22 protein-coding genes and 1 tRNA gene are annotated in these 22213 nt (G+C 43.9%); 7 read left to right on the top strand and 16 right to left on the bottom strand.

Translation table 11 applies throughout. The annotated features are described in order from the left end of the window. Positions 1-199 precede the first annotated feature (199 nt). From QUA00_RS36830 to ndhL, 8 genes are all read right to left on the bottom strand, one after another. On the bottom strand, positions 200-322 hold the full coding sequence (locus tag QUA00_RS36830) for a transposase (protein WP_445252049.1): 123 nt from the start codon (positions 320-322) through the stop codon (positions 200-202). Continuing rightward, positions 315-512 (bottom strand): hypothetical protein, encoded by a 198-nt coding sequence (locus QUA00_RS14920; RefSeq protein WP_333307548.1) that lies wholly within the window; start codon positions 510-512, stop codon positions 315-317. Before QUA00_RS14920 ends, QUA00_RS36830 begins: the two co-directional genes overlap by 8 nt. Positions 513-945: 433 nt before the next feature. Then, entirely contained in the window at positions 946-3363 is a 2418-nt protein-coding gene (locus QUA00_RS14915; protein ID WP_333410101.1) for an ATP-binding protein, read from the bottom strand. A 252-nt stretch (positions 3364-3615) separates the two neighbouring features. After that, positions 3616-3816, bottom strand: a complete 201-nt coding sequence (locus tag QUA00_RS14910; RefSeq protein ID WP_333286535.1) for a hypothetical protein — start codon at positions 3814-3816, stop codon at positions 3616-3618. Between the two features lie 775 nt (positions 3817-4591). Further along, complete coding sequence (locus QUA00_RS14905) at positions 4592-5239, bottom strand: DUF6658 family protein (RefSeq protein WP_333286533.1); 648 nt, start codon at positions 5237-5239, stop codon at positions 4592-4594. A gap of 538 nt (positions 5240-5777) precedes the next feature. After that, positions 5778-6575: a tryptophan synthase subunit alpha gene (gene trpA / locus QUA00_RS14900; protein ID WP_333286531.1), complete on the bottom strand. Its 798-nt coding sequence runs from the start codon at positions 6573-6575 to the stop codon at positions 5778-5780. A 205-nt stretch (positions 6576-6780) separates the two neighbouring features. Beyond that, positions 6781-7086, bottom strand: coding sequence for a DUF3007 family protein (locus QUA00_RS14895; RefSeq protein WP_333104690.1), 306 nt, complete (start codon positions 7084-7086; stop codon positions 6781-6783). After that, entirely contained in the window at positions 7087-7302 is a 216-nt protein-coding gene (gene ndhL / locus QUA00_RS14890) for an NAD(P)H-quinone oxidoreductase subunit L (protein WP_193972727.1), read from the bottom strand. Positions 7303-7500: 198 nt separating this feature from the next. On the opposite strand from ndhL, the gene QUA00_RS14885 reads away from it, so the two are divergent. Next, positions 7501-7585: transfer RNA gene (locus QUA00_RS14885), tRNA-Leu, on the top strand. A gap of 210 nt (positions 7586-7795) precedes the next feature. Here QUA00_RS14885 and QUA00_RS14880 read toward each other — a convergent pair. The 4 genes from QUA00_RS14880 to fmdA form a co-directional block, all read right to left on the bottom strand. Then, a complete protein-coding gene (locus tag QUA00_RS14880; RefSeq protein ID WP_333410098.1) occupies positions 7796-9571 on the bottom strand; it encodes an ATP-binding protein in 1776 nt (591 codons plus the stop codon). A gap of 227 nt (positions 9572-9798) precedes the next feature. Further along, entirely contained in the window at positions 9799-12522 is a 2724-nt protein-coding gene (locus tag QUA00_RS14875; protein WP_333410097.1) for a DNA methyltransferase, read from the bottom strand. A gap of 320 nt (positions 12523-12842) precedes the next feature. Next, positions 12843-13106: a zinc ribbon domain-containing protein gene (locus QUA00_RS14870; RefSeq protein WP_333286526.1), complete on the bottom strand. Its 264-nt coding sequence runs from the start codon at positions 13104-13106 to the stop codon at positions 12843-12845. A gap of 281 nt (positions 13107-13387) precedes the next feature. Continuing rightward, positions 13388-14563: a formamidase gene (gene fmdA, locus QUA00_RS14865; protein ID WP_333286524.1), complete on the bottom strand. Its 1176-nt coding sequence runs from the start codon at positions 14561-14563 to the stop codon at positions 13388-13390. 203 nt (positions 14564-14766) lie between these two features. Here fmdA and QUA00_RS14860 point away from each other — a divergent pair, with 203 nt between their 5' ends. The 6 genes from QUA00_RS14860 (at position 14767) to ureC (ending at position 20275) form a co-directional block, all read left to right on the top strand. Further along, positions 14767-15642, top strand: coding sequence for an urease accessory protein UreD (locus QUA00_RS14860; RefSeq protein WP_333410096.1), 876 nt, complete (start codon positions 14767-14769; stop codon positions 15640-15642). A gap of 172 nt (positions 15643-15814) precedes the next feature. Further along, positions 15815-16117 carry an urease subunit gamma gene (ureA, locus tag QUA00_RS14855; RefSeq protein WP_006635319.1) on the top strand — a complete coding sequence of 101 codons (303 nt, stop codon included), beginning with the start codon at positions 15815-15817 and terminating at the stop codon, positions 16115-16117. A gap of 33 nt (positions 16118-16150) precedes the next feature. Further along, a complete protein-coding gene (locus QUA00_RS14850) occupies positions 16151-16462 on the top strand; it encodes an urease subunit beta (protein ID WP_333286519.1) in 312 nt (103 codons plus the stop codon). Between the two features lie 156 nt (positions 16463-16618). Next, complete coding sequence (locus tag QUA00_RS14845) at positions 16619-17761, top strand: AAA family ATPase (protein WP_333410095.1); 1143 nt, start codon at positions 16619-16621, stop codon at positions 17759-17761. Next, a complete protein-coding gene (locus QUA00_RS14840) occupies positions 17758-18429 on the top strand; it encodes a DUF4276 family protein (RefSeq protein WP_333410094.1) in 672 nt (223 codons plus the stop codon). Before QUA00_RS14845 ends, QUA00_RS14840 begins: the two co-directional genes overlap by 4 nt. 73 nt (positions 18430-18502) lie before the next feature. After that, positions 18503-20275 carry an urease subunit alpha gene (gene ureC, locus QUA00_RS14835; RefSeq protein ID WP_333410093.1) on the top strand — a complete coding sequence of 591 codons (1773 nt, stop codon included), beginning with the start codon at positions 18503-18505 and terminating at the stop codon, positions 20273-20275. Here ureC and QUA00_RS14830 read toward each other — a convergent pair. From QUA00_RS14830 to crn3, 4 genes are all read right to left on the bottom strand, one after another. Continuing rightward, positions 20272-20415, bottom strand: coding sequence for a hypothetical protein (locus tag QUA00_RS14830; RefSeq protein WP_333143650.1), 144 nt, complete (start codon positions 20413-20415; stop codon positions 20272-20274). The two genes, ureC and QUA00_RS14830, sit on opposite strands and share 4 nt — an antisense overlap. 155 nt (positions 20416-20570) lie before the next feature. Further along, a complete protein-coding gene (locus QUA00_RS14825; protein WP_333286513.1) occupies positions 20571-21200 on the bottom strand; it encodes a hypothetical protein in 630 nt (209 codons plus the stop codon). Positions 21201-21391: 191 nt separating this feature from the next. After that, positions 21392-21589, bottom strand: a complete 198-nt coding sequence (locus QUA00_RS14820) for a hypothetical protein (RefSeq protein ID WP_333307574.1) — start codon at positions 21587-21589, stop codon at positions 21392-21394. Positions 21590-21729: 140 nt separating this feature from the next. Beyond that, positions 21730-22062 (bottom strand): CRISPR-associated ring nuclease Crn3/Csx3, encoded by a 333-nt coding sequence (gene crn3 / locus QUA00_RS14815; protein ID WP_333083735.1) that lies wholly within the window; start codon positions 22060-22062, stop codon positions 21730-21732. Positions 22063-22213 lie beyond the last annotated feature (151 nt).

The following is a 22213-nucleotide window of genomic DNA, read 5'->3' as shown; positions in this document are numbered from 1 at the left end:
TGACGCGCTCACTTAGGATCGCGAATTAAATAACTTACAATTTTAATTGTTATTGTGGGAGTTATTTAATTCTCATTCCTTATAGGGTGTCTAAAATACAACCAATTCCCGCTTCATGAAGTACAGTAGCAACAGCTTGTCAACCCCTTTGTGAATTATTTAGTATTGAGTAAATAAGCGTCCAGTAGCAAGTAAAACATCAAGCTGGAGTGGTAGTGGTTGGAGAGAAATGACGTAAAAAAGCTTTCAGTTGTGACCACCATAATTCTATCGGATTAAAGTCTGGAGAATAGGGTGATAAATTGAGGAGACGCTTAGCCAGCCGATTGAATCAAGGGATCAATAGGAGAAGGGATTTTGGCTTGAGCACTAGGGAGGAAGGGAAAATCGCCGCCACTCAGCGCGGCTAGAAGTGAGAAGAGTAACGTCGAGCCAATGGTTTGCAGTTTCATCGTTTTTACTTCCTCCGTCAGATACATCACCTGAGCCAATATAGCGGTTATCAACCGCATAAGGTACACTCAGTAAAATTCATTAGCGTTTTGGCCTCGTACACACCAATCCTCTACTATTATGAGGGCGAGCAACTCATAACATTTTAAGGTAGCTCAAAGCTTGGTTCAAAAACTCGCCCATTGGCTAAGCTGCTACGCATTTAAATTGAATCCAGAGACGGGCAGGATGCCCGTTCCACAATAATTGTAGAAAAATTGAGTGTCAAATTAGGTGCACAACAGCTTAGGGAGAACTAAAAAATCTAGCTTCCCTTTCTACCGATGGCGGATTTTCCTTAAAGTTGGTTGGAAAAATTGATGTGATTGAACAACTGCTGGATAAAAAAATGATGCTACTTTAAAATAGTTATGCCAAGGCTTTCAAAAAAAGACCCCAATAAAATTCAGTATATCTTATTACGCGATCGCCCAAAAAACATTGAATTTGAGTTCAAATTTCTCCCTTCACAGGCAAAACGATCGCAAACTCAGTGCCAACTCCAAGCTCTCCCTTCACCTCAATGCTTCCGCCATGTTTCTCTACCGCAATCTGGTGGACAATTGTCAACCCCAATCCCGTTCCCTTTCCGACACCTTTCGTCGTGAACAAATGGTCGAATATCTGCTGTTTAATTTCCTCTTTGATTCCGATGCCGTTATCAGCAATTTTAATTTTAATGTACCCTTCGCCGACTAGCTCCGTGCAAATCGTGATGCGGTTGGGATTGGCGGTAATTTCGCTAAAACTGCGTCCTATATTTGACTCTTCTAAGGCATCGATCGCATTGGCAAGCAGGTTCATGAAAACTTGATTCAATTGACCGGGAAAACATTCGATTTTAGGGAGATTGCCGTATTTAGTTATCACTTCGATCTGCGGGCGGTGTTCGTTTGCTTTGAGACGGTGTTTCAAAATTAAAATAGCGCTATCAATGCCTTCGTGAATATTAAAAGGAACTTTGTAGTCTTTGTCGCCTCGCGAGAAGGTACGCAAACTGTTGCTGATGCTGCAAATGCGATCGCATCCAAGTTGCATTGAATCAATCATCTTCGGTAAATCTTCCAAAAGATAATCGAGGTCTATCTCTTCGGCGTGGTCGGCTATTTCCGATTGGGATGCACCGGAGCGATACAATTCTAAGTGTTCGATAACATCTTCCAAACTTCTTTTACCTTCGCTTAAATTGCCAGAAATAAACCCAATCGGATTGTTAATTTCGTGGGCAACTCCGGCGACTAAATTACCCAAGGCAGACATTTTCTCACTTTGCACGATTTGCAGTTGTGCTTGTTGTAAATTTTTTAAAGTTCTTTCTAGCTGTTGATTTTGCTCTTGCAAAAGTTCGGCTGCTCGCTTGCGATCGGTGGCATCAACAGCCAAACCAATAATCCCGATTGTCTCGCCCAGGGAATTTTTTAACTGGACTTTCGTGATTTCTAAATCGTGTAGTTTGCCGTCAACAAGTCTGAGAATTTCGCTGGAGTAATGCGGCAAATCTTGAGCAAGGCAGGCGGCATCGGAAGCCAGACAGCCCGCTGCATTCTCCCCCAGTATATCTTTATAATGATCGACAGCTAGGAAATCGCTCAGAGACACGCCCACATCTTGAGAAAATGTCTTGTTCAAAAACTGTACTTTACCACTGAGATTCACCATCCAAATCCAAATCGGAGCGACATCAAGAATCGCTTGGAGCATTGTTTTCTGATCTGCAAGCTGAGCTTCGGTTCGACTAATTTTTACTAGCGATCGCTCTAATTGTAGGTTGTAATCCTGATATTTTTTATAGAGTAGAGCATTTTGCAAACAGATGGCTGCCTGGGAACACAGGAGATTGAGAAGTTGCAGGCGATCGCGGGTAAAAACTCTTGCGGTTAAGCGATTTTCCAGATACAAAATGCCGACTAAGTTGCCTCGATCGAGAATCGGCCAACACAACAGGCTCTGCGGTTGGTATTTGAGGATGTAGGAGTCGGAATCCCAATCACGTTGTTGAGCGAGATCCCGAACAATCACAGGTTTCAATAAATTTTTAACGCAGTCAACAATTGTGAGGGGCAAGATATCGCTGTTTTCATCGAGTTTTGCCGATGATAAGTCGATCGCCCATTCGAGTCCCGAATTGTCGATCGCGCTGGTAGCCGCGATTTCCCATTGATTGCCATTTGGCAAAATCAGCGCCCCTTTGTTAGCTGCTGTATTTTTCATCGCCAGTTGCATCAGTTTGGCAATCAGTCGATCGAGTTCTCTTTCACTAGAGAGCCCTTGACAAGCTTTTAGCAGTGTTGAAAAATTCCCGAAATCTGAGACGCTCGCCGAAACAGACGGAGGAATGGATGGATGAATGGATGGATGAAGCGATTGATTTTGCCCAGCAGGTGTTGGAAAATTTGCTAAGGGATGTACAGGGAGTTTTGCGGGTTCTAAAATCGGTTTTAATAATTGAGGATAACGTTTTTCTAAGTCATCAATTTTGGCTCGATCTCCCCAGCGGACATAGCAATCATAGGCATCTATCATGTAGATTCGGGCAATTTTTTCTCTTCCCAATGACAGGTAAAACTTAGCAGCGAGTTCGCAGGCAAGAGCTTCTTCATTGACATATTCGTGAGCTTTAGCTCCGGTAATAGCTCGATCGTACAGTTCCATTGCTTCTGCTGTCTGTCCCAAAACGCCGAGCAATTCTGCCTCAACCAGATCGAACTTGTGTTGGTAATTGATCGGCGTATGGTGCGCGAATTCTTTGAGTTTTTTCTGACTAGCCCCAACGCGCTTAAGGATTTGTTGGCGCTCCGCCGGTGTGGCATCTGCATAGAGTGCCAAATCGGCCAGCGCATCATGAAAGTCGTGCATCATAGTTACTAGCATCAAAACAGAATTCCCAAGATAAGGTTTGCCTCCATTTCCCCTGTCGATTGGCGGCGGATTACGGCTCGAATATATCCCGCATCCGTGGCCTCTTTTTGCTAAAATTTATACACCTCCATCTGGCAGATAACAGTCTAGATTAATTGAAAGATTGGAATGTTTAATGTATTTGTAAATAACCGGTCTGCGTTCAAGTTCGTCGAGAATGTCTGTTCGGTTGAGGACTATTTCTCCCGATGCAATTAACGGTCGCTAATGCAACTTTATTCGATTGTGGCAGCACCGCGTCCCGGAAATCCTCCGCCACCACGACGTAGGTTTGAGAATTTTAGCGGCGGGTTGTCGGTGTTTCACGCGCACGAACGGATCGATAGCCGATCGAGAATCTGTGTACAAGTGCGCGATCGGGCGATACCCCGGTATTACCGTAGTCCAATCTACTATTGCGTCCATATCGGCTGGCCTCCACCCAGACATTAAGGTGACAAAACTTAGTGTATCTATCTTAGGGCATAAATACCATAATTTTCTAGCGGTCGATCCCAAATTCCAATTATCTGTTAATGAACAACATTTTATACTTGGGCGATCGAGATTAAAGCTTTTTACTTACGTATAAGTTTCTGCTGTTAATCTCAAATGCGATTCAATGAAGGCGTAATACGGTAGAAACGCTGCCTTATCATGTCTTGAAAAATACAATTGCTAATTAAGTGAATTTAATATAGCGCGATCGCCCAAATTTCCGCGAAGCCGATCAAAAACTTACTACCTTAAAAAGTCCAAATATACTCTATAGAAATTATAAAAATCCGTCGTGAAAGCAGTGGCATTCCAGTCTCCCGAATTTATCCGTGGGGTCAATGCTTCAATTCTTTAATCTTTAATCTTTAATCTAAAATCGATTGACCGAAAGCATCCAGGATACAAGCCCCCGGATTCATCCGTCCAGAAATAAAAAACCTGTATCCGATAAACTTGCCCCCTAATTTATCCGTGGGGTCAAGGCTTCAATTCTTTAATCTAAAATCTAAAATCTAAAATCTAAAATCGATTGACTTTACCTACATTCCGACAGGGGTTAAAACCCCTGTCGGAATGTAGCTTCCCGAGAAGGAAACAGCGTTATTTGAGATTAGTCGTCTGTCGCTCTTTTTGTCGCTCGTTGAGGTCAGTCAATATCTCGACTCACTTTCTAGGGAACCTTGTCCGAGGCCTCTTCAGCGTTCTATCTTGCATCTCGTGCTGCATCATTGATATTTTCTTGACCGCCGCTGGTACCATATCTCAGAGACTCAGTACCCTCTGATACTCTTTCTTTTGCTCCCTGCGTGGCTTCTTTAACAATATCTTTTGCTCCCTTCAAGCCATCGCGAGTGTTTTCTTTAAGATTAGAAAAGCCTTGTTTGGTTTTGTCGCCAAAGTTATCAGCTTTGCGCTGGGCGGTGCGAGCATCTTCCTTCACCTTGTCCCCAATTTGGCCTAGTTTCTCAGGCGCGTCATCCGCTACCCGCCGTACATTTTCGCCTACATTGTTGCTAGATTTCGTGTCAATGCGGTGCTGCGCTTCCTCTTTGAGAAGCTGAGCTTTTGCTTCTTGTGTTGTAAGCTTTTTGTTTCTGGGATCGACATCGGGGTAGTCGTTCATGCCGCCTTTGAATTCGGACGTTACAGCCCCGGTCGGCACTTCTTCTCTAATTTGGTCGGCTGTTTTTCCTACCCTCGCATCAGCTTTTCCTGGCATCACATCCGTTTTTCCTGCCGCCACACCAGGGCCGCTGCAGGCTGTACTCACTAATACTAAAATGCCAGCCAGAAAAACTGTTAAGATTTGTACAGCTCGAATTTTTTTCAGAAATGCAGTTAGTCTCTTCATAAAAATGCTCCTTTCTATTGTGAGATGCTCAAATGCTTTGTGGCTTTGTAGATGTCTAGCCTTACCAAATTAGGCACTTAAACACTTTTTTAAGTATACGAATAGAAACCGCAGCTTTTCATCTATCCCAAGTTACATTCCTTAAGTTATAGTAGAAGGAAGAAGGAAGGAAGAAGGAAGAAATAAGAAGGGAGAAGGGAGAAGGAAGAAGGAAGAAGGCTCTTCGGCTTGGCGAGCGGATAGAAATCAGCAATCAGGAAGAAGGAATGGACAATCCTCAATCTTCTACCTATTATTAAAAGTCGCAGCATCCCGCACCGGACAAGGCAATGTCGTTTCCCTACATGGCTGTTTGGTTCTCTGTGCGCGCACTAGGTTGAGATGTTTTGCCTTTTAAGTTCAAAAAAAAACCTTCCGGTCAGGAACCAGAAGGCAGTGGATGTATGATCTCAAGTACAACAAGGTCTTTAATCGCAATTGTCGTGGCCTATCCCGATCGCACACATCTGTCTAATGGCTGAAAGTATGTGCACACTTACTAAGCATTTTGAATCGCTGTTTTTAGACTTTTGCAGAATTCGCCGATCGCCTCTAAACCCTGTTCTGGAGTTCCTTCGGCCAAGCGTTTGACAAAAGCACTACCAACAATCGCAGCATCTGCACCCCATTCTTTCACTTGGCGAGCGTGTTCGGGTTTCGATATACCAAACCCGACGCCGATGGGTTTGTCGGTGACGGTGCGAAGTTCTTGCAGCAACTCTTTGGCTCTCGTTTCTAAGCCTTCGCGTACTCCCGTAACCCCCGTCACACTGACTAAGTAAATAAATCCTTGAGACTGACGAGCGATCGCTTCTATACGACTTTTGGGACTTGTGGGAGCAACTAATAATGTTAGTTCAATCCCTAATTTGTTGGCAGGTTGGATGAGACTGTCTGCTTCTTCTAAGGGCAAGTCTGGTACAACCAATCCCTGAACTCCAGCACTTTTGATTTGCTGCAAGAAGGTTTCTATACCTCGGTACAAAATCGGGTTGTAGTATGTGAAGAGAATGATGGGCGATCGCAAATTCGGACTAACTTTCGCTACCATTTCCAGCACCGAATCTAACCGCGTTCCCCGCTGTAGAGCCCTTGTAGCAGCAGCTTGAATCACCGGCCCGTCAGCTAGCGGGTCAGAATAGGGAACGCCAAGCTCGATCGCGTCTGCACCGTTATCATCCAAAATTTGCAGTGCTTTAGCCGTTGTCTCCAAGTCGGGGTCGCCAGCAGTAATAAAAGGAATCAATGCACATTGGTGGTTCTTGCGTAACGTTTCAAAACAATTAGAAATAGTCATTAGTTATTAGTCATTAGTTATTAGTCATCAGTCATTGGTCATTAGTCATTAGTCATTAGTCATTAGTCAGCGGTCATTAGTCATTAGTCAGCAATCATTACTTGGCGGTCTATATTCATCTTCCTTAGCTTTTAGTCGGCAGTCATTTTTTCACCGTTTATTGCTAATAACTAATGACTAATGACTAATGACTAATGACTAATGACTAATTATCTTTTTCCTGCTCAATTTCGGCTTGAAGTTTGGCTAATTCTTCAGGAGTGAGTGCATCTAGCTGCTTCTGCAAGACAGCTTCTTTGTAGTCTTGCAATTGCTGGCTGTAGGTCATATTTTGAGTCAGTGCTCGAAATAAATAAGTCACCAGCCAGCCAATCAAGCCGGCGACCAAAAATAACTGACTCCAAATCCCTGCATTCATGCTGTCGAGTCCGGCAAATTGCAGTAGCAAGTAGACAAACCCACCTGCTACAAAAAAGCCGACACTGATTCCAATTACGTCAATACGTCGCATTTATGCTTCTATCTGCCGCCGTTTGGGCCGAAAATTCAAAAACGGAGCTAGCAGAAACATACCTGGGAAGAAGAAGAACATCAAGAAGTACATGAAGCCGCGCTCAAAAGAGGTAGCGACGTACCAGCGGCTGTTCAGGTAAGCGTAGGTGGCGGCGGGTACTACCAGGAGGTAGGCTCCTGCCAAGACGGCGTAAAGCAGTAAGGTAATATACATAGATTTGCTTTAGGGGAATAATAACACGGGTAAGTCAGTTGGCACGCTGCGTTAGCTGGTTAACTATTGTACCGCTTGCGGAGATCCAGCGCGACTTTTGGGAATTTTTTGATTAGGGGTTGCGTAAATTGGGGTTTTGGCTGTAGAATAAAAGGCTGTTGCTCTTAGTGGCTCAAAACCACAGCAGCTTGACCAAAGGGGGGCGTGGCGGAATGGTAGACGCTACGGACTTAAAATCCGTTGACCCGAAACGGTCGTGTGGGTTCAAGTCCCTCCGCCCCCATCCATTTCAATCATTTGTGAGTTAATAAGCTGTTGCGGCATTTAACTTTATTTTTTTCGGGCGATGTTCAAAGCCCAGCCCACAAGAGTTTTCAGAAAGAGGATTCTTCAAATTAGATGCGCGCCAGCTTATAGTAATTCTTGCAGGATTTGTGGGATGGGCTTCTAGCCCGTCCCAAATTTGTGGAATGGGCTTCTAGCCCGTCCTATATTACGCAGCAACTGGCAAAGTAATCACAAATTCCGTGCCCTGTCCTATTTGAGAATTTACCTCAATTTTGCCTTGATGCTTGGCAAGGATTTGATAGGAAATAGCCAATCCTAATCCAGTACCTTTGCCGATCGACTTTGTAGTAAAAAATGGGTCAAATATCTGTTGGACGCTTGCGGAGGCAATTCCCGGCCCGTTATCCCGAATCTTGACGGTGACAGTATTGTCGGCCGTAACTTCCGTGCTAACCCAAATCGTTGGCGAATAGCCTTTGTCTTCCTTTTTCACCTCTTCCAGCGCATCTATTGCATTGCCTATCACGTTCATAAATACTTGATTTAGTTGGGCCAGATAGCACTCAACCGCAGGCAACTTGCCGTATTGTTTAATAACTTGAATACCTTGTTTGAGCCGATGATTGAGAATTACGAGGGTGCTATCAATTCCTTCGTGAATGTCGGCTGATTTCATTTTTCCGTCGTCGCATCGCGAAAAATTCCGCATGGAGACGACAATTTCGCGAATGCGGTCGGCTCCCATTTTCATCGAAGAGAGAGTTTTTGGTAAATCTTCTCTGAGAAATTCGAGTTCAATGTCTTCGATGCGCTCTAGAATGGCATCTGGTGGGTTGGGATAATATTCTTGATAGAGAGTTACCAAATCTACCAAATCTTTGATGTATTGGTTGGCATAGTCAATGTTGCCCCCGATGAAGTTGACAGGATTGTTGATTTCGTGGGCTATCCCTGCAACCATTTGACCGAGAGATGACATTTTTTCGGTTTGAATTAATTGGGATTGAGTTTCTTTTAGTTCTTTTGTATACTCGCTAACTCGCTGAATTAATTGATTGAAAGAGACCGCTAAAACTCCGATTTCGTCGTCGGTTGTGACTGGTACTTGCAGGTTAAAATTTGATTCGCGAGTGACTTGCTGAGCCACATTAGTGACGGTTTCGAGGGGTTGGGCGATCGCGCGGCTGGTTTTGTCCGCCAGTGCCACAGCGATGAGTGCTGAAATTAGCATACTTCCGAGAATAATTCGGTTTCGCAAATTTTCAGATTCTTCTAATGCTTGGGTTCCTTCCTGTTTGTGAAGTTCTACTGTTGAAATTAGGTCAGTTAAACGTTGAGCAAGGTTATCTAGTACGATCGCCTCTTTGCCGCTGCTAGTCCTCAACATTTGTAGCTGTGCGGACTCGATGCTGTTGGGTGGCAAGTTCCCTACTTCCGCTTCTTTTAACTGCAATTTAATTAGCTGAGCGTAGTAATCAATGACGAGGGCAGATTTCTTCAAGAGAGCCTGCAATGCTGCCTCTTCTGTTGCTAGTCTATCATGATTTTCTAGTGCAAAAGATTCAATTTCTGAAATCAGGATTTTCGCCTGAGTGATTTGCCCGAAAAACCGATCTTGTTCGTATTGCAGCAACACCGTGTTTCCCAAAACGGCCGGCAATCTCGCCGCGTGCGATCGGGCTTCAAATACGGTATTTTGCAAATTTTGCAACATTTGCTGCTGCTGCCCAGCAACATTCACCTGAACTAAAGCTTGCTTGCGAAAGTAGTCTCCCAATCTCAGTCCCGCACCAGTTCCCAAAATCGCTATGCCGATAGCTAAAGCATAGCCATAGCTAATCTTTTGACCGATCCGCAAACGGTTGCATTCTGCCTTTAGCCCAGTTATATTAATAGTTGATTTTTGTAACAAATGTTTTTGAGCATAGTGCTCTTGCTCTACCTTGCTATTCTTGGACTGACTGTGGTTAAATAATAACATTGGAAGTTCCTCCCAAACTAATCAGGAGTAATTGAGCGAAGAAAAGCAGAATGCACTTATGCTGAAGGTCGAAAGCAGTTTTGAGTGTTGAATTTTGAATTTTGAAATCTTTCACTCAAAACTCAACGCTTCCCCTAGTATCTCTCTTTTTAGACTAGAGTGTTTGTGATCTCTATCAACAATCTATGTGATTATACCCAGATTTACAAAATTTCTGATAACAGCGATTAGTATTTGTAGTCAGTTGGGACACAAGGCCCAACTACCGATTCGCCCCGTTTTTCTTTTTCTGCCAGTTCTCGGTTTAATTCCAGCACTTTTGGTAAAATATAGTCGCTGTCAGTAAATCCGTAAGCTGCATTACATTCGCGATCGAGCTTAGCATGAAGTTTATAAAGTTGACTTGTTGGCTCTTCAAAAAATTTATTGTAAAGTTGAGTAATTCCCCACTGCTTTGCTGACATTTGTTGAGTGCGGTATTGATGCAATTCGACCGCCGTTGCCCGAATTTGCTCTACTGATTTACGAGTCGGTGTCTGGGGAAATGGGAAAGTTTCAAAGCAGGTATTGTGGGTGTATGCGATATCTCCTTTGAGAGTTGATTTTTGAGCGTGCATCCAAATTCGGTGAATTTTAGATGAGAGAATGCCGAGAATATAAAAATCATCAGAGACAACGACTTTAGTTTTATTTCCGGGCAGCCATTCACAAGAGCAAGGAACGAAAACAGCCCATTTGGATACCTCTGGAACTGCAAAGTAGTGAGATAAAGGGGCGATCGCCTTTCTCATTGCTGGTCGTTTTTCGCCATATTTCCACCAATTAACTTTAGTTACTTCTCTGCGGTTTTTATCTCGTTCAGGCTTGACATGAGCTTTTACATACTCGAAAGGCAGCACATATTCACTCGCTTCTTCAATGCTCATATCATTGAAGTCAATAATCCAGCGTTCCGGCATACCGTTAGGATTCTTTGCTAGATTTGCACCCATTGAAAAAAGTTTAAGAACCTCTTGATTTTTAGTATCTTCTTTAATCCAATCATTAACCTGTTCTTGAGTAACGATAAATCCCATACCCACCGGAATTACCCCTTGAAAGCATTTGTTTAAATTCGCTGACAACCTAGCAGCTTGAGAAACATCAATCGTAGCTTGCAGCGAAGAGTTGATACTAGAAACCGCGAGGTTATCTAAATAATAAACTTTCGGTTTTTCCTTGCTCCAGTTAATCAAACTAACATGAACCTTAGCTTCGCCAGACCAAGGCTGAGTAGAAACGGCTGCATAAATGTGACCGCCATTTTGCGCGACATAATCTAAAGCAGCAGCACGACTTTTACCTTGACTAATTGAATTAGTAGCAACTAAACCAGCCCTGCCATTTAGTTCTAAATTATTGTGAGCTATGCGAAACCAATAAGCACAAAAATCAACCGAATCTTTCACATCAGGGAAGCGTTTAAACACGCGGTCAATATATTCATCTCCCAGGGCAATCCTCATGTGCTTTCCGCCTAAAAACGGAGGATTGCCGATAATCGCGTCAGCCTTCACCCAATCAGTAAATAAAGCATCCTTACAGACAATATTTTTATCCAAAGTATCTAAAGGCAGAGAAGGTTCTTTCAATCCCAAATTATCGATCGCCACCTTGCGGCCAATCATCAACGTCACCCGCGCCAACTCCACCGCAAACGAGTTAATATCCATGCCGTAAAATTGCTGCGGCGTGACTAAATTCATATAACCTCTTGTACCGTCGAACTCGTTTAGCTTATCTAAAAGTAACTTTTCAACTTGCTTGAGTTCCTGATAAGCTACATACAGAAAATTACCTGAACCGCAAGCCGGATCTAGGACGCGATAGCGACCTAATTCTTGGTGCAGATTTTGCAGTTTGGCTACGGTATTTGCAGCGTTAATTCGCTCTTCCCAGTAATAGCTAATTGTGGGCAAAACAATGCGGCGAATGTCTCCCTCAGTAGTAAAGTGAATCCCATAAGCGCGGCGCTGTTTTTTATCTGTTTTCAAAGCCGATTCAAAGATATTGCCAAAAATAGAAGGGCGTACCTGACTCCAGTTTTGTTCGGCACAAACTTCTAATATTTTCAACTCTCCCTGTTGCAGTTCAATGGGGTGTATTTCCGAAAATAATCCGCCGTTGAAATACTCGACTCCTTCATAACGTCCTTCCGGCGTGACTCCCTGCTGATTCATTGCTTGAAATAAGCCGCCCAAGACATCGTAAGAACTTGCTCCTTCCAGACAATCTTTGACGCAGCGAGTAAATAGTGCAGGTGGCAAAAGTCCCCTATCTTCGGCAAACATTGCTAAGACGCACTGCAACACAAATCGCTGTGCCTGAAACTGATTAAATTTAGCAAATTTGCGCTCTTTGCCGCGCTCGATTAGCATTTCCAGCAGCATCCCCATTCTGCTAGCAGCTTTTTCGGTAATCTCGACTTGGTTGTTTTTGAATATGGGGCGGCGGCTAGTAGATTCCATAAAGGCAAAAGCGGGCGATCGCGCGGGCAATTGCTCTAGGGATATAATGTCTACAGGCTGATCCGGCTGAAGGTCGAAATCGTAAATGTGAAACTCGTCAAAATTGCACATCATCACGTAGCGCGGGCGATCGTCTTTTTTGAGGCGAATATAATAGCGTTCTGTTTGGGTGCGGTGTTCTCTTTTAGTCAAATCTTCACCGCGCTTTTTCATTTCAATCAAAACGTGCTTTTTCCACACCAAATCAGCAAATCCCATTTGACCTTTTTTGCTGCTTTTTTCTATGCGTTCCTCATAGGTTGCGCCTGCTTCTAATGCCCCATCGTGGCCGAAAGCCCGAAAGAAGCGGTCTAAAAATACCTGTGCTTGTCCTTTTTCATCGCCTGTAATGTGTTGTTGGCAGTAGGTAACGAATTTTTGGAGGCTTTCAGGGGTTGCTGGCATGGGAGGATAATTTAAAACGCATATTAATTAGTATAATCTGGTTAGAAGTTACGCAGCGATCGCTTAAAATTTCGATACTCCCTAGCCTTTTTTAAAGAGAGTAGAATTGATTCATACTTCCTTTGCCCGCCAGGCCCGCCAGGCCCGCCAGGGACTGAAGTCCCTGTCTAATAGCAAAAGTCGGTTGAAACCGACTGAAATACAGGACTTACGCACAGCAAGCAAATACTAACTTTACAGTCCTCTTAAGAGGACTTTCGCTTTGAGGCAGGGAATTCATTCCCTGCCGGACTATCGGACTGTCGGAATATCAAACTGGATCAGTGACCGATCATCCAAGGTCGTCCCCCTCGGTGTTCGCGATTCCGCTGCGGTTTAGGTTGCTCAGAACGCTTAACTACCTCCGGTTCCCGATTTTCTTGACCTTTCAACCGCAGCTTTCCCGTTAAAATCATCGGCGGCGAAAAGATGCGTTTAGCAACAGTTTCGCAATTCGGGCAAAGCACCGGTGTATCTGATTCTGCAAGAGGGCGCCACTTATCAAAAATGCCGCAAGTTTCACACTTAAAATCGTATAGAGGCATATCAATTTTTGAGGGTAAATTTGGATGCAATGACTAGGGCGGGCCGCGCATTTGTGTTAATTTAAGTTCAACTTAAGGTCAAAGTTAGTATCAGTCTGCTGTCTGAGTCACATTCCTCTAGATCCCCCCTAGCCCCCCTTAAAAAGGGGGGGAGAAGAGCGCTCAAAGTCCCCCTTTTTAAGGGGGATTTAGGGGGATCTAGACTCGGATAAAAGCGAGAGATACAGAGGGCTTTAGTCTTAAGTTCACACCCCCTTGACTGGCCCGGCCCGCCCTACTAATTAAGACGGCAGAATATCCATCTGGAAAATTTCTGTCGGTAAAGCAATCGTGCAGCAAGCATTGGGAATATCCACAATGCCGCTGATGCGACCCTCCACAGGAGCACAGCTTAACAGCAAATACGCTTGTTCTCCGGTAAAACCAAACTTTTTCAAATATTCGATCGCATTCAAACAAGCTCGTCGATAAGCAACGTGGGCATCCATATAATACTGCTGACCCGTAAATTCATCAACAGAAATCCCTTCAAAAACGAGGTACTCAGAATAGCGGGGTTCCACCGGCCCTGGTTTGAAAATCGGGTTGACCATCGCGTATTTATCCATGCCACCTTTGATAATATCAACGTGGAGGTCGATGTAGCCCGACATTTCAATTGCCCCGCAGAATGAAATCTCCCCGTCTCCTTGAGAAAAGTGAATATCTCCCATCGAAAGTTTCGCGCCTTCGACATAAACCGGGAAATAAATTCTCGAACCCCGCGACAGGTTTTTAATATCGCAATTGCCGCCGTGTTCGCGGGGAGGAACAGTGCGCGCCGCTTCTGCCGCCACTCGATCGAATTCTGCCCCTTGCAGCGAGCCCAAAATTGCATTTTTGGAGTTCGGCAGCGCTGCTAAAGGCGGCACTCGATCGGGATTTGTTGCTACTAATTCCGCTTCCCGTTTGTTCCATTTATTCAACAATTCCTGAGAAGGAGCGCAGCCGATTAAACCCGGATGAGTAATCCCAGCAAACCTGACTTTTGGTATGTGTCGGGAAGCGGTATAAATTCCCTGAAAATCCCAAATTGCTTTAGCAGCAGTCGGAAAATGTTCGGTTAAGAAACCGCCGCCGTTTTCTTTAGCAAAAATTCCCGTAAAACCCCATTCGTCCCCTTGCAAAGCCCCGATATCGAGGATATCGACTACTAGAATATCCCCCGGCTGCGCGCCGTTAACGTAAATTGGCCCGCTCAAAACGTGAACTACTGTTAAGTCTACATCGCGAATGTCGTCGGGATTGTCGTCATTTTTAATTTGTCCGTCTGTCCAGTCTTTGCACTCGATGCGAAATACATCGCCGGGATTGACGGAAACTACTGCTGGAATATCTGGATGCCAGCGATTGTGACCGACTAATTCCTGTTCTGACATCGGTTTGGTCAAATCAACTTTGAAGAGAACTTGAGGCATATTCTGCACTCCTCTAGTTACTGATTTTTACATGGTACGCGCATCTTCGCCGATCTGATGGTTGATAAATGTAAATTCTTATACTAATAAGTGCAGAAACCAAAAATATTTCAGAGAACGATTATCATTATTTAACTAATTGCAGGGAAGCGCCGCAGTCGTGGTATGTTTTTGATTGGGAATGTTTTTAAATTTAAAAATTAGTGACGGAAAATTTGACCAAACAACATATAGATCAAGTTGAAAATGGATGGCACGGCAGCCTGGATTTAGTCTACGCTAACCGCAGCGGCTCAACTCAAATCATTCACAATCAAATGCAAGCGCCCCTAAAGGTGCAGCGCCCGTTTTATCCTGAAGGTAAAGAGATTTGTCACAGCGTCATCTTGCACACGGCTGGTGGAGTTGTCGGGGGCGATCGACTTTCCAGCCATTTTCACCTCCAACCCAACGCCAAAGCCTTGATTACCAGCGCCGCCGCTGGTAAAATATATCGTAGCAGCGGACTAGAATCACAACAAAATATTGACATCAAACTAGAACCCGGTGCTAATTTAGAATGGCTGCCACAAGAAACAATAGTTTTTGACGGCGCAATATATCGGCAAAATTTGCGGGTAGAATTAGCACCAACAGCGAGGATTTTACTGTGGGAAATTACCAGATTTGGACGCAGTGCTAGGGGCGAAAAGTTCTTGTCTGGAGAATGGATCTCGCACACCGAAATCTGGCAACAAAACAGCCCTTTATGGATTGACAGACAATTGCTCAAAGGTGGAGAAAAAATGCTCGAAAGTCCTCACGGCCTCGCAGGAAAACCCGTAGTCGCCACCCTCGCTTGGGTAGGCGAACCCGTAACCACAGAAATCGTGGAAAAAGTGCGAAATTTGCCATCTGAGGCAACAATTTATCCTGGTAATTCCACCGTCGGCGTGACTCGTATTCCTAACGGTTTGCTGTGCCGATATCGCGGTACATCCACCACCGCAGCTAGAGACTGGTTTGTCAACATTTGGCACTTGCTGCGCTTATCTTTTTCAGAACGCCCTTGCTGTTTGCCCAGAGTTTGGATAAAATAGGATGATCTTTGAGTTTCAATCTATAGTTGCCCTCCTAATTAGATTATTCATCTCTCTCTTCTCTGACTCTGCGCCCTCTGCGCCCTCTGCGGTTTAATCATTCTTAATCATTCAGCAACAACCGTAAACGATATCATAACCAAATAATGCGATCGCACTTACAAGAATAAAAATGCAACTCACCCCCCAAGAAAAAGACAAACTGCTGATTTTCACCGCCGCCCTGGTAGCAGAGCGCCGCAAACAAAGAGGTTTAAAATTAAACTATCCAGAAGCGCTAGCTTACATTTCCGCCGCCATTTTAGAAGGAGCAAGAGATGGCCTCACCGTCGCCGATTTAATGAGTTATGGAACAACTCTCCTGACGCGGGAAGATGTGATGGAAGGGATAGCAGAAATGGTGCATGAAGTCCAGGTGGAGGCGACTTTTCCCGACGGAACTAAGTTGGTAACAGTGCACGATCCGATCCGTTAAAAAATTAACCACAGAGACTCAGAGGAGGAAAAAATGATTCCAGGAGAAATGATTGTTTCAGCAGGCGAAATAGAATTAAATGCCGATCGCCCAACGCTGCGGTTGCTTGTAGGAAATAAAGGCGATCGACCCATTCAAATCGGTTCCCACTATCACTTTTATGAGGCCAACGAAGCCTTAGAGTTTAATCGAGAACAAGCCAAAGGAATGCGGTTGGATATCCCCGCAGGTACAGCAGTCAGGTTTGAACCGGGAGATGAAAGGGAAGTTCAATTAGTGCCGTTTGTTGGTAGTCGTCAAGTCTACGGCTTTAATGGAAAAGTGAATGGTATGTTAGATGGATGAGAGACAATTAGACTATTATAGGACTTACGCGAAAAACCCAGTTTCTGAGAAAAATTGTGCATCTATGCGATAGATATTGACAGAAAAACCTGGTTTTTGGCAGCCGTGCGTAAGTCCTGTATTATCAACAATATTACTAAAACGACAGGTAGCGAAATGACACCGCACTCCCGAATAACCTCAATCAAAATTCAGGGTTATAGACCATTCCGAGATTTTACTGCTCCATTGGAACCACTAGAAATTATTGTGGGAGCTAATGGTTCTGGGAAATCAAGCCTGTTTGAGTTTCTAAAATTTTTGACCGACAGTATGGAAAGCGAGATTCCTAACGAAATTATTAAGGGTTCTATCGGTCAACAGATTTTCCATATTACCGGCTCAGAAAAGTTTGAATGGGAGCTTAAAATTGATACAGGTGAGTCTAATATCTCCTATCAAGGAGAACTCATGGGGCCGAGAAGCAATCCGCAAATTTCTTTCGAGCGAGTGGAGTCATCTCAACATTTGTTCATGGATATTAAAGGTACTGAAGGTTTGTATCGCGAACCAGGATATGCAGAGACAAATCGCGTATTTCCCAAACGCAATCAACTCGCACTCAGGACAATAACAAATCCAGATTTAGCAACTCTCTATAAACTACGAGAGTATATCGGGGGTTGGAAATTTTACAGTTCATTTAACATTGCTAATCACAAAATTCGCAAATCTGTTCTCATTGAACAAGAACCAGTGTTGGATGAAGATGCAGGCAATTTGAGTTCAGTATTACACTATTTAAGGACTGAACATAGCGCCGTTTTTGATGACCTGCAACAACATTTACAATCAGTTATTCCAGGATTCAAAAAATTGACTGTAAAAGCTCGCGGCGGGCCTGGAGAAGTTATCGCATTTTGGCAGGAAAAGGGGATTAACCAGGATTTAAGTCTTGCGGATTTATCCGATGGTATTCTAAGATTAATTTGTTGGATTTGTCTTTGTTTGCACCCGAAACCACCCTCTCTAATTTGTATTGATGAGCCGGATCAAGGTGTTCATCCTCGGACACTCCCTCTTTTAGCAGGATTGTTTGAAAAAGCTGCTGAACGCACTCAGGTTCTTTTGGCTACTCATTCTTCTTATTTTTTAACCCAATTTGATATTTCCCAAATTGCTGTGATGCGAAAGGAGAATGGAGAATCAAAGTTTATTAAACCTGGTAATTCCAAAGTTTTAACAGATATGGTTGATGACTTTGGGACAGAGGAAATTGAAAAACTCCACCGCAGTGATGAATTGGAGCTTCTACCATGAGGGTAATTATCTATGTAGAAGGGCCATCAGATAAAAATGCAATGGAAGCATTGTTAGTAAATTTGATTGACCAAAAATCTGAAGAAGGTGTCAGTATAGAGTTTTTTCCAATCAAAGGAGAGAACAATGATAGAGGAGGTGACGCTAAAAAAGAGTTGCTGCTGAATGCTCCAATAAAAGCTGTTAATATTCTTTGCAGGACTCCGAATTCAAGTGTAATTCTCTTGCCAGACTTATATCCTAAGAATAAAGGGTTTCCCCATGAGACTTTTCAACAGCTAAAAGCTGGAATTATGGAGAATTTTTATCAAGCATTACAAAAGAAAGGTATTCAGGATGAACGTCTCAAAGAACGCTTCAAAGTTTTTTGTTTTAAATACGAAATGGAAGCTTTGATTTTGGCGGCTGAATCTGCATTACGAGGTAAACTAGGAGTTACTTCTCTAGCTGTCACCTGGACAATACCAGTAGAAGACCAAAATCACGATCGCCCCCCCTCGAAAATTGTAGATCAACTTTTCCGAGATGCTGGCACAGGATACAATAAAAAAGTGGATGCAAAATTGATACTAGGGAAGACTTCGTATCAAGAAATTGCCGAGAAATGTACTCAATGTTTCAAACCATTGGTTGAGTTTATAGAAGGTATACACACAGAAGGCTTGTAGCATAAATTAATGTATACTCAAGTATTTGGGCAATGACAAAAATTCTAGGAAATCTGATTAGGAGTGGATTAAAATGAGTTACAGAATGGATCGCCGCGCCTACGCGGAAACTTTCGGGCCGACTGTGGGCGATCGCGTCCGGTTAGCCGATACAGAATTATTCATAGAAGTTGAAAAAGACTTCACAACCTACGGGGATGAAGTTAAATTTGGCGGTGGCAAAGTCATTCGCGACGGCATGGGACAGTCGCCTATTTCTAATGCAGACGGAGCTGTTGACACGGTGATTACTAATGCTTTAATATTAGACTGGTGGGGAATTGTTAAAGCAGATGTTGGGATTCAAAACGGGAAAATTTACAAAATTGGTAAAGCCGGAAATCCTTACATTCAAGATAGGGTAGATATTATTATCGGGCCTGGTACTGAAGTAATTGCCGGTGAAGGAATGATTCTGACTGCCGGGGGAATTGACACTCACATTCACTTTATTTGTCCGCAGCAAATTGAAGTGGCGATCGCCTCTGGAATCACGACAATGATCGGCGGCGGCACTGGCCCCGCAACGGGTACAAACGCCACAACTTGCACTCCGGGGCCTTGGCATATGTACCGAATGCTGCAAGCTGCTGACGCTTTCCCCGTAAATCTAGGGTTTTTAGGTAAAGGAAATAGCAGTCAACCCCAAGGATTAGTTGAACAAATCTTTGCCGGCGCAATGGGTTTGAAACTCCACGAAGATTGGGGAACTACACCAGCAACGATCGACACTTGTTTGAGTGTAGCTGACGAGTACGATGTGCAAGTTGCAATTCACACCGACACTCTCAATGAAGCGGGATTTGTGGAAGCTACAATTGCCGCCTTTAAAAATCGCGCTATTCACACTTACCACACCGAAGGTGCTGGCGGCGGACACGCACCGGATATTATTAAAGTGTGCGGACAAGCTAATGTTTTGCCCTCGTCAACTAACCCGACTCGCCCTTACACTGTCAATACTTTAGAAGAACATTTAGATATGTTGATGGTTTGCCACCATTTGGATCGAGGCATTCCTGAAGATGTGGCTTTTGCTGAATCGAGAATTAGAAGGGAAACTATTGCTGCTGAGGATATTTTGCACGATTTAGGTGCGTTTAGTATGATTTCTTCTGATTCTCAGGCGATGGGAAGAGTTGGAGAGGTGATTATTCGGACTTGGCAAACGGCACATAAAATGAAGGTTCAAAGGGGGAATTTACCCCCCCTAACCCCCCCTTACCAAGGGGGGGAAACAAGAGGGATAACCCCCCCTTACCAAGGGGGGGGAACAGAGGGGATGAATGACAATTTTCGGGTGAAGCGGTACATTGCGAAATATACAATTAATCCGGCGATTACTCACGGAATTAGTCAGTATGTCGGTTCGGTGGAAGAGGGGAAATTGGCGGATTTGTGTTTGTGGCGGCCGGCTTTTTTTGGGGTGAAACCGGAACTGGTAATTAAAGGAGGGGCGATCGCCTACGGGCAGATGGGAGATGCTAACGCCAGCATTCCGACGCCGCAACCGGTGCATATGCGGCCGATGTTTGGCAGTTTTGGCGGTGCGATTGGGGCGACTTGTCTGACGTTTGTTTCCCAAGCTGCGCGCGATCGAGATATTGCGGCACAGCTCGGTTTGCAAAAGCCCACGGTAGCAGTTTCCGGCACCAGACAAATTACCAAAAGAGACATGAAACTCAACGATTATTTGCCACAAATGGAAGTCGATCCAGAAACTTATGAAGTCAGGGCGGATGGGGAATTGTTAACTTGCGAACCGGCAACAGTTTTGCCAATGGCGCAGCGATACTTTTTGTTTTAACTGATATTTTGCACCATTGTCAGCAACAGGCAAGATGCCTGTTCCACAACATATAAATTTTCTTGTGGAACAGGCACCATTTTCAGCAACAGGCAAGATGCCTGTTCCACAACATATAAATTTTCTTGTGGAACAGGCATCTTGCCTGTTCCTAAACAATTAATTGAAAAGGGTGCAATATCTCAGTTTTAACCGATTATACAATCATGTAGGGGCGGGTTTTACCAACAATATTTGCCAAAAACCGACAATCTCAAAAACCCGCCCCCACCCAACGGCAAATCTTCATCTTACTTCATTCGGGATGTGATTTCCTGTTAGAAAAATTGAGCGATCGCACTATCAAACCCTGACACAAAAACCAAAAATAAAGTGCAATATTAATCCCGCTCAACAGCTTCGGTATTCCCTCCAGCAAGCTCGAAATTATCTCGTTTTTCAAAGGCAGCGCTTCTGCAAAAAAGGCAACAAATAACAAACCCACGCCACTCAGCAGTAAAGCATAGGGAGTCGAGCGAATTTGTCTCCGAAAAGCTAATCCGTATGCAATTGCCAGCACAGCGTAAAATATGACAATTGTCACTTTCGGAAAACCCGCACGTCCCAGATGAACGTGGGTGCGAAAAACTTCATTGAACAGAAAGCAACCTGCAAACAGTGCCGAATATAAAATAAATCGATTTTCTGGGCGATCGGGTTGAATAATTCTCAGCAATCCAAAGGTAAAAGCGCACACCATTACCGATAAATAAAATAACATTTGAAACGCCAAAAAAAAGAAACCTGCACCCGGATACGTGGCAGAACAAGGCGGCAAAAATAACCCTTTTACTGAAGAACCGAACAAACTCAGACACGCCGTCACTAGCCCAACTAGCACTAAAGTTAGACTATTGAACAACAATACAGTTCTGTAATTTGCCATAATTAATAACTAAAAGCTAACAACAGTATATTGCGCGTCAAACCATTTTTTGCTAGGGCTTTTGCACGGGGGTTCAGAAACCGGGTTTTTTAGGAAAATACTGCGTTGTGACTCGCAGATTCGGTAAAAAACCCGGTTTCTCTGTCGGAGTGCGTAATTCGCGATCGTGTTCTTTGAGTAAAGGTGAGATATTAGGTTTCGTAGGTGTGATAGCGAGTTGTAGAAAAGATATCTAGTCGAGGTGCAACTACCTCATCCACAGGTGTGGAACCTGCACGGTTAGAGAATTTATCTCTCCTGCCATTTATATCAATTCCTCCCACAGCAATTCTGCCGCGATCGGCATTCATAGCTGGATAGTCTGGTGCACAATAGTCTGGACTATTCACTCAAAACGCTCTAATTTAATCGCGACTCTCCTGGATTTGTGGTGGAAACATTAGTGTTAGCGTGTCGCTAACGCAGGTAATATGCCCCCACCACGGGAAGTTTTATTTTTATTTATTATCACCTAAAACTCAGGAGAGTCTTAATCGCTTGGTAAACTCAATTTTAATACCTGTCCAACAGATACCTCGTGCTTGTGCGTCGCTACTACCACCGCACCTTCTAATCGCGGATCGTAACATCCCACCCAAGCAGCAGGATGACATTCGTGCACTAAATACCCGTACAGCCAAATTGCTCCTCTACCTTCAATGACAATTCCTTGGCTTAATTGAACGTCTTGAGGAAGTTTCAAACCTTGTAAATCATCGGGTGTGATAATACCGTCTTGAGTTGTAATTCGCAAGCGCAAATGTTGGTAAGCTAAACCGTCTTGAGTTTGATGGGGGATTATTTTTAATTCAATAGGATTCATGGGATGCACAAATGTTGAATGCTGCGATAAAATCATATCATGTCTGGTAGTATGGGCGGGGGCGGGTTTATTATATTGTAGATTATGGGCAATTATTGTTTGTGAACCCGCCCCTACAAAATTTAATATCATACAAGTCCGAATCAAACAG

Source organism: Microcoleus sp. T2B6, from assembly GCF_036700475.1.
In the GTDB taxonomy this organism is placed as follows: Bacteria; Cyanobacteriota; Cyanobacteriia; order Cyanobacteriales; family Microcoleaceae; genus Microcoleus.
The sequence above is the reverse complement of the archived record's forward strand: the minus strand, read 5'-3'. Positions and strand labels throughout refer to the sequence as shown.

Coding starts and splice junctions, on each gene's coding strand:
- QUA00_RS14915 (WP_333410101.1), bottom strand. CDS start 3,363: ATGCTAGTAACTATGATGCACGACTTTCATGATGCGCTGGCCGATTTG.
- QUA00_RS14875 (WP_333410097.1), bottom strand. CDS start 12,522: ATGCCAGCAACCCCTGAAAGCCTCCAAAAATTCGTTACCTACTGCCAA.
- QUA00_RS14880 (WP_333410098.1), bottom strand. CDS start 9,571: ATGTTATTATTTAACCACAGTCAGTCCAAGAATAGCAAGGTAGAGCAA.
- QUA00_RS14920 (WP_333307548.1), bottom strand. CDS start 512: ATGCGGTTGATAACCGCTATATTGGCTCAGGTGATGTATCTGACGGAG.
- ureA (WP_006635319.1), top strand. CDS start 15,815: ATGCAACTCACCCCCCAAGAAAAAGACAAACTGCTGATTTTCACCGCC.
- QUA00_RS14850 (WP_333286519.1), top strand. CDS start 16,151: ATGATTCCAGGAGAAATGATTGTTTCAGCAGGCGAAATAGAATTAAAT.
- fmdA (WP_333286524.1), bottom strand. CDS start 14,563: ATGCCTCAAGTTCTCTTCAAAGTTGATTTGACCAAACCGATGTCAGAA.
- QUA00_RS14910 (WP_333286535.1), bottom strand. CDS start 3,816: ATGGACGCAATAGTAGATTGGACTACGGTAATACCGGGGTATCGCCCG.
- QUA00_RS14895 (WP_333104690.1), bottom strand. CDS start 7,086: ATGCGACGTATTGACGTAATTGGAATCAGTGTCGGCTTTTTTGTAGCA.
- QUA00_RS14830 (WP_333143650.1), bottom strand. CDS start 20,415: ATGCCTGTTCCACAAGAAAATTTATATGTTGTGGAACAGGCATCTTGC.
- trpA (WP_333286531.1), bottom strand. CDS start 6,575: ATGACTATTTCTAATTGTTTTGAAACGTTACGCAAGAACCACCAATGT.
- ureC (WP_333410093.1), top strand. CDS start 18,503: ATGAGTTACAGAATGGATCGCCGCGCCTACGCGGAAACTTTCGGGCCG.
- QUA00_RS14905 (WP_333286533.1), bottom strand. CDS start 5,239: ATGAAGAGACTAACTGCATTTCTGAAAAAAATTCGAGCTGTACAAATC.
- QUA00_RS14845 (WP_333410095.1), top strand. CDS start 16,619: ATGACACCGCACTCCCGAATAACCTCAATCAAAATTCAGGGTTATAGA.
- QUA00_RS14840 (WP_333410094.1), top strand. CDS start 17,758: ATGAGGGTAATTATCTATGTAGAAGGGCCATCAGATAAAAATGCAATG.
- crn3 (WP_333083735.1), bottom strand. CDS start 22,062: ATGAATCCTATTGAATTAAAAATAATCCCCCATCAAACTCAAGACGGT.
- QUA00_RS14825 (WP_333286513.1), bottom strand. CDS start 21,200: ATGGCAAATTACAGAACTGTATTGTTGTTCAATAGTCTAACTTTAGTG.
- QUA00_RS14870 (WP_333286526.1), bottom strand. CDS start 13,106: ATGCCTCTATACGATTTTAAGTGTGAAACTTGCGGCATTTTTGATAAG.
- ndhL (WP_193972727.1), bottom strand. CDS start 7,302: ATGTATATTACCTTACTGCTTTACGCCGTCTTGGCAGGAGCCTACCTC.